The organism is Paraburkholderia sp. LEh10, from assembly GCF_017814945.1.
Classification (GTDB): Bacteria; Pseudomonadota; Gammaproteobacteria; order Burkholderiales; family Burkholderiaceae; genus Paraburkholderia.
The window spans coordinates 1-4,481 of sequence record NZ_JAGIPX010000162.1; the positions used below are offsets into that span (position 1 = coordinate 1).

The window sequence follows — 4,481 nt, forward strand, 5'->3', positions numbered from 1 at the left end:
CGACCATCTCCCCTACGGTACTGAAGTTTCGGCGAAATCGAGAGCACTCGCTACTACGGGGATTCTCGGGCGGATACCGTGCGACGACGGTAGCTTTCGACATTCATCTCGAAGATCGTCGAATGATGGACGAGCCGGTCGATTGCAGCGACGGTCATGCCGGGATCAGGAAACACGTCATTCCAGCCCGAGAACGGCTGGTTGGCGGTGATTATCAGAAGGCTACGGCGCTCATATCTTTCGGCAATCAGCTCGAATAGCACGCTGGTTTCGGCCTGATCCTTCCGGGCTGTTTCACTTTGTGCTTCCGATGTTTCATGGGCCGGCTTGTGCCAACACTCATATACCGATGGCGCGCCGGAACTCACGCGCGGCCGCTCTCTCGCGCGCGCTGGCATCCGGTGCGTCGGGGAGGGCGGCACACCAGGCCGCGATAGCTTCGTCGGCGAGCGGTTCCCACTTGCTCACCCAGGCCGTCAGCACGGCGCGGTTGCCTTCCTGCTCGAGCGCCATGCGAACGAGTTCGGCGGCCCAACGCCGATGCCGCTGGGCGTCAATCAGTTGCGCATCGGTGATGAGGCCAAGCAGCGTATCGCCGTTGTGCCGCGCCGCCACGCCGAGGCTTCGCAAGACGGTTTCTTCCACCGCCGGGCGGGCAACGAGGTTCAGCGCGACGAAGCTCTCCGCCCAGTCCCATGCAGTGAGTGCGTGTTCGACGAGCTTGCGCCAGCCCTGCCATGCGGGATCCTGCTCCCAGTAGTGCCGCTCGTCGGTGCCGAAGCCGAGGTCGCCGAATGTCTGCGACAGCTCCTTGGTGCGATACGCCGTGTGCGTGAGCCAGCGCAGTGAGTCTGCCGTCTGGTAAGCGGCGCAGTTCGAGATCGTGGAGGCGGGCGCCATCTGGGTCAGATAAGCCGAGCCCATTTGCAGTGCATGGAACAGGAAGCGCGCGGGCGTGTAATGGCGCGCGAGCGTACCGGCCCACGTCCGTGCCAGCATGGTGTCGTGCCCGCGTGCCGAGAACTGGTCCAGCAGCCCGAAGACATACGTTTCCTGCCCGTCCTGGAGCAGGTTGTAGGTGCGGTAGACGAGTTCGTCCGGATCGCGGAACGCATTCCAGTCCGGATGAGTCAGCGGCGACGCATTGCGGTTTCGCTTGAACCATTGCGCCATGTCGAAGTTCGGGTCGAGCTCGAACGGCGCATCGGGATTGTCGGTCGTGTAGTGCAGGTTGGTCGAGACGATCTCGTACTCGCTTGGCTTGCGCCGTCGGGCCGCCAGATGGCTCCACGTCTTGAGTGGCTTGAGGACTTCGGGTTGCGTCATGCTCGTCTCCAGTTAAAGCGTTTTTTCGTAGTAAAAGCGCACATAGTCGTCGGTCGTCTCGATGCGGCCCGCAAACGAGCTGAGGTTCACTTCGAACTCGGACATCCTGAACGGCCGACCCAGTGTATCCTCCAGCGTCGCGCGACGCAGGATCAGCTCGCCGTCCGCGTCAATGCGCACATAGGCGAGCTTGTCGTCTACGCGAATCGCCTTGCCGGGGTTGTCCTCGCGCGCGGCTTCGATGACGCTGGCCGTGATGCTGCTCGCGCGCAGCACGGGGCCCACACGGTTGTTGCGGTACGCTTCTGCGGTGTTGTCGATGGTCATGTTGTGTTCCCCCCTGCGGACTCAGGAATGCGTAAAGAGCGGTTCGACGCCTTCGACGGCAATCAGAACATCGTCGCCTTCGAGTCTCACGGCGTATTCGGCGAGACGGCAGTCACCCGGATTGATGCCTTTGCCGGTGCTTGCGTCAAAGGTCCACTGATGCGCGCGGCACATCAGCACGCGGCCGTCGAATTTTCCTTCGACGAGTGGAATGTCCTGGTGCGGGCAAATGCCCTGAAAGGCGCGCGGCTCGCCGCCTTCGGGACGTACCAGCACGATCACGTGGCCATCCACTTCCACTTCGGTCATCTCGCCTTCCCACAGGTCGTCGAGGGTGCAAACTTTCTGGAACAACATGCTGGCCTCAGTCGTCGCAAAAGATGAATTCGAGCGTTTCCATCGGCTTGATGTCGGTCTCGGCGAGTTTCGCGTCGCGCGGATAGAACTGTTCGCCGTCTTGGCGGCGCACGCGGATCACCTTGTCCGGTCGAGGCGCTACTCGCCGGCCCACCGAATGGTGAGCCGCTGCGGCGGCGACCTCGTCCATCGAGTTGTCCGTATCCACGGCCACGAGCTGCAATACGAAGTCGTACTGAAAATTGGAAATCACAGGGAAAAGAGCCATGTCGTCCTCCATTGAATCGCCGCTTCACGGCTTTTTTTCGTAACGCTTGTCGCGGTACGTTTCGACCCACGCGTAGTGGTGCGCGTCGTCGCCGATTTCGCCCGGTGCGAGCCCCATGTACTTCAACGCGCCCGTCAGGTCAGGCGGCTGGATCTGCCCGGCCAGGAAGCGATCGACGAGCGTGAGGTGATCGCGGTAGCGAACGGGGTCCTGCTGGAACACCCAGCGATCGATTTCCGAGTTGAAGTGATATGTGCGGCCGTTGTAGTCGAGTGGATAGTCCTTCACATTCCAGCCATTGCCAGGGATCGCGCAAATGGGCAGCTGGCTCATGTTGCAGATGATCGGCAGCGTCTCCGGAACAGTGAGTTCGGGCTTGCCGGCGAGCAGGTTATCGATGATGACGTCCCACGCCTTGCCGAACGTGTCGTTCCAGCCGGGATATTTTTCTTCGAGCCAGTCGCGGCACTCAGGCGTCATGCCGGCAGCAGGATTCCACCAGACAGTAGGCCGCCAGAACCAGATACTCAATTGATAGGCGTGGTGCTGGTAGTCGACCTCGTTGATCATCTGCGCCCAGTACCACGGCAGGTCGAGTCCGAGGTCGATCAGCGTGCGTTCGAACTGGCCTACGATCCACTCCCGCATGAATTCCTTGAACGACTGCTTGCGGTGCACGGGCGGCGTGGCGTAATCCATCGACGAGCCCGTGAGCAGGCAGAACAGACGCCAAGCGCGCGCGATGGCGATGTCAACGAGCTTTTGGGCCTGCTCTTTGCGGCCGTTGGCGATCAGGATCTGCAATGCGGGGCCGCCGATTTGCGCATGGCGCGACTCGTCAGTCTGAATGCTGGAGATCAGGCTTGCAAAGGTGAAGTCGCCCGCTTCGGCAGCATCGGCCGCGAGGCCGAGAAACTGCATGTTGGTAAAACCCGTTTCGAACGCGAAGGTGAGCATGACCGCGATTTCGATTGCACTGCGCGACATGAACAGATCATCGAACGCGCTGCGCGCGGCAATCGCACCCCACTCGTTAGTGTGGTACGCCTTGTGGGCCCAATCGAACTGGCGATCCTTGGGGCAGTAGTCGTGAGGAAAGTAGAGCTGCAACTGGCCATGACGGTTCTCGTCGAGCATGCCGAAGGTGGCCATGTTGCGCATGCCGGGCGCACGGCCGAAACGTGCCATTCGAGCCTCCGCGCTCATCGCCGCATATTCGCCGAGCGCAATTGCACCGTAGTGCGCCTTCAGAATGGACAGCCAGCCCGGATCGGCGTCCTCGAACATGCGGCTGCGCTCAAGCGCGCCCTTCACCGAGTAGGCGCCGGCGTCTTTCTCGCGCTGCACGCGCACATACTCGGGATATGAAGTCTTGTATGGCTCGTCGTAGGTTTCCCAGCTCGCCATGGGAATGCCTTGTGCCCCAGACATGAGATCGGGAAAGATCTCCGACTCCGCCACATAGCTTGAAGTCCAGTTGGTGGCACGTGCAATGTCATACCATCCCGCTCGTTCCAGTAACGCCATCGTGATGTCCCCCTGCTGGAATGGACAATGTGTCGCCCGGCACGATATGCACTGCGCCGGGCGACCCTTGAAAGCAAGGTCAATGCCAATGCGCGGTGTTTCTTTCTTGGCGGCTGCGGCGAAAAATCTATGAATCGCGGCGAAGCGAACGTGGAACACAAGATTGCGCAGGCTTGGCGAGTAGGACGCGCACGCCCCACGCACAGCAGGGCCGCATCCGCTGGGTGATGACAGCGTTTGAGCACCGTAGCGACGCTCGGAGGCAGTATCTTCTTCGGTTTCGCCGCTGTTTCATCGTCAAATGCGGGTGTGAATCTTACCGCAGCGCCTTACTGCGACACGAGCTTCGAGATGGTAAGCTGGATAGTTTTTGCCGTTTCACGAAATGAGTGACTTCGGCCGTAAAGGCCGTTAATCGTTTCGCCGAGCGCGGCCCCACGCTGCCCGCCAAGTGACTCAATGAGCATCGAGTTGATATGCGTTGGGCGGAGTTAGGCGGCTTGCAGCATAAGCTAAATCCGCCTCCTTAATTCGCCTTGTCACGGCAACTGCAGTGTTGCATATCCGACATTGTCGGATATGCAACATTTCCCCAGCGCAGCACGGCAGCGAAATTTTACCGGCGAGCACTTTTGGGCCCGAGGCTACTTCGTTTCTACGGTGGGGCTGGACGAGC

The 4,481-nt window shown here is 60.6% G+C and carries 5 protein-coding genes and 2 pseudogenes; 1 reads left to right on the forward strand and 6 read right to left on the reverse strand.

Annotated elements, in window-relative coordinates; genetic code table 11:
- Positions 1-53: 53 nt before the first annotated feature.
- The 6 genes and pseudogenes from J8I87_RS43400 to J8I87_RS43425 form a co-directional block, all read right to left on the reverse strand.
- Positions 54-287 (reverse strand): annotated as a pseudogene (locus tag J8I87_RS43400) (ATP-binding protein); the annotation flags it as partial.
- A gap of 52 nt (positions 288-339) precedes the next feature.
- Positions 340-1,326, reverse strand: coding sequence for an aromatic/alkene monooxygenase hydroxylase subunit beta (locus tag J8I87_RS43405; protein ID WP_209938760.1), 987 nt, complete (start codon positions 1,324-1,326; stop codon positions 340-342).
- 12 nt (positions 1,327-1,338) lie between these two features.
- Positions 1,339-1,653, reverse strand: a complete 315-nt coding sequence (locus J8I87_RS43410; RefSeq protein WP_209938762.1) for an MmoB/DmpM family protein — start codon at positions 1,651-1,653, stop codon at positions 1,339-1,341.
- Positions 1,654-1,674: 21 nt separating this feature from the next.
- Positions 1,675-2,010 (reverse strand): Rieske 2Fe-2S domain-containing protein, encoded by a 336-nt coding sequence (locus J8I87_RS43415; RefSeq protein WP_209938763.1) that lies wholly within the window; start codon positions 2,008-2,010, stop codon positions 1,675-1,677.
- A gap of 7 nt (positions 2,011-2,017) precedes the next feature.
- Positions 2,018-2,278: a toluene-4-monooxygenase system B family protein gene (locus J8I87_RS43420; protein ID WP_015004451.1), complete on the reverse strand. Its 261-nt coding sequence runs from the start codon at positions 2,276-2,278 to the stop codon at positions 2,018-2,020.
- A gap of 24 nt (positions 2,279-2,302) precedes the next feature.
- The gene (locus tag J8I87_RS43425; protein ID WP_209938764.1) at positions 2,303-3,805 is read right to left on the reverse strand and encodes a toluene monooxygenase; all 1,503 of its coding nucleotides are present in this window, start codon (positions 3,803-3,805) and stop codon (positions 2,303-2,305) included.
- A 603-nt stretch (positions 3,806-4,408) separates the two neighbouring features.
- On the opposite strand from J8I87_RS43425, the pseudogene J8I87_RS43430 reads away from it, so the two are divergent.
- Positions 4,409-4,481 (forward strand): annotated as a pseudogene (locus J8I87_RS43430) (IS200/IS605 family transposase); the annotation flags it as partial.

Bases quoted from the DNA above. Each gene is read 5' to 3' on its own strand.
- J8I87_RS43405 (WP_209938760.1), bottom strand. From the start codon at position 1,326: ATGACGCAACCCGAAGTCCTCAAGCCACTCAAGACGTGGAGCCATCTG.
- J8I87_RS43410 (WP_209938762.1), bottom strand. From the start codon at position 1,653: ATGACCATCGACAACACCGCAGAAGCGTACCGCAACAACCGTGTGGGC.
- J8I87_RS43415 (WP_209938763.1), bottom strand. From the start codon at position 2,010: ATGTTGTTCCAGAAAGTTTGCACCCTCGACGACCTGTGGGAAGGCGAG.
- J8I87_RS43420 (WP_015004451.1), bottom strand. From the start codon at position 2,278: ATGGCTCTTTTCCCTGTGATTTCCAATTTTCAGTACGACTTCGTATTG.
- J8I87_RS43425 (WP_209938764.1), bottom strand. From the start codon at position 3,805: ATGGCGTTACTGGAACGAGCGGGATGGTATGACATTGCACGTGCCACC.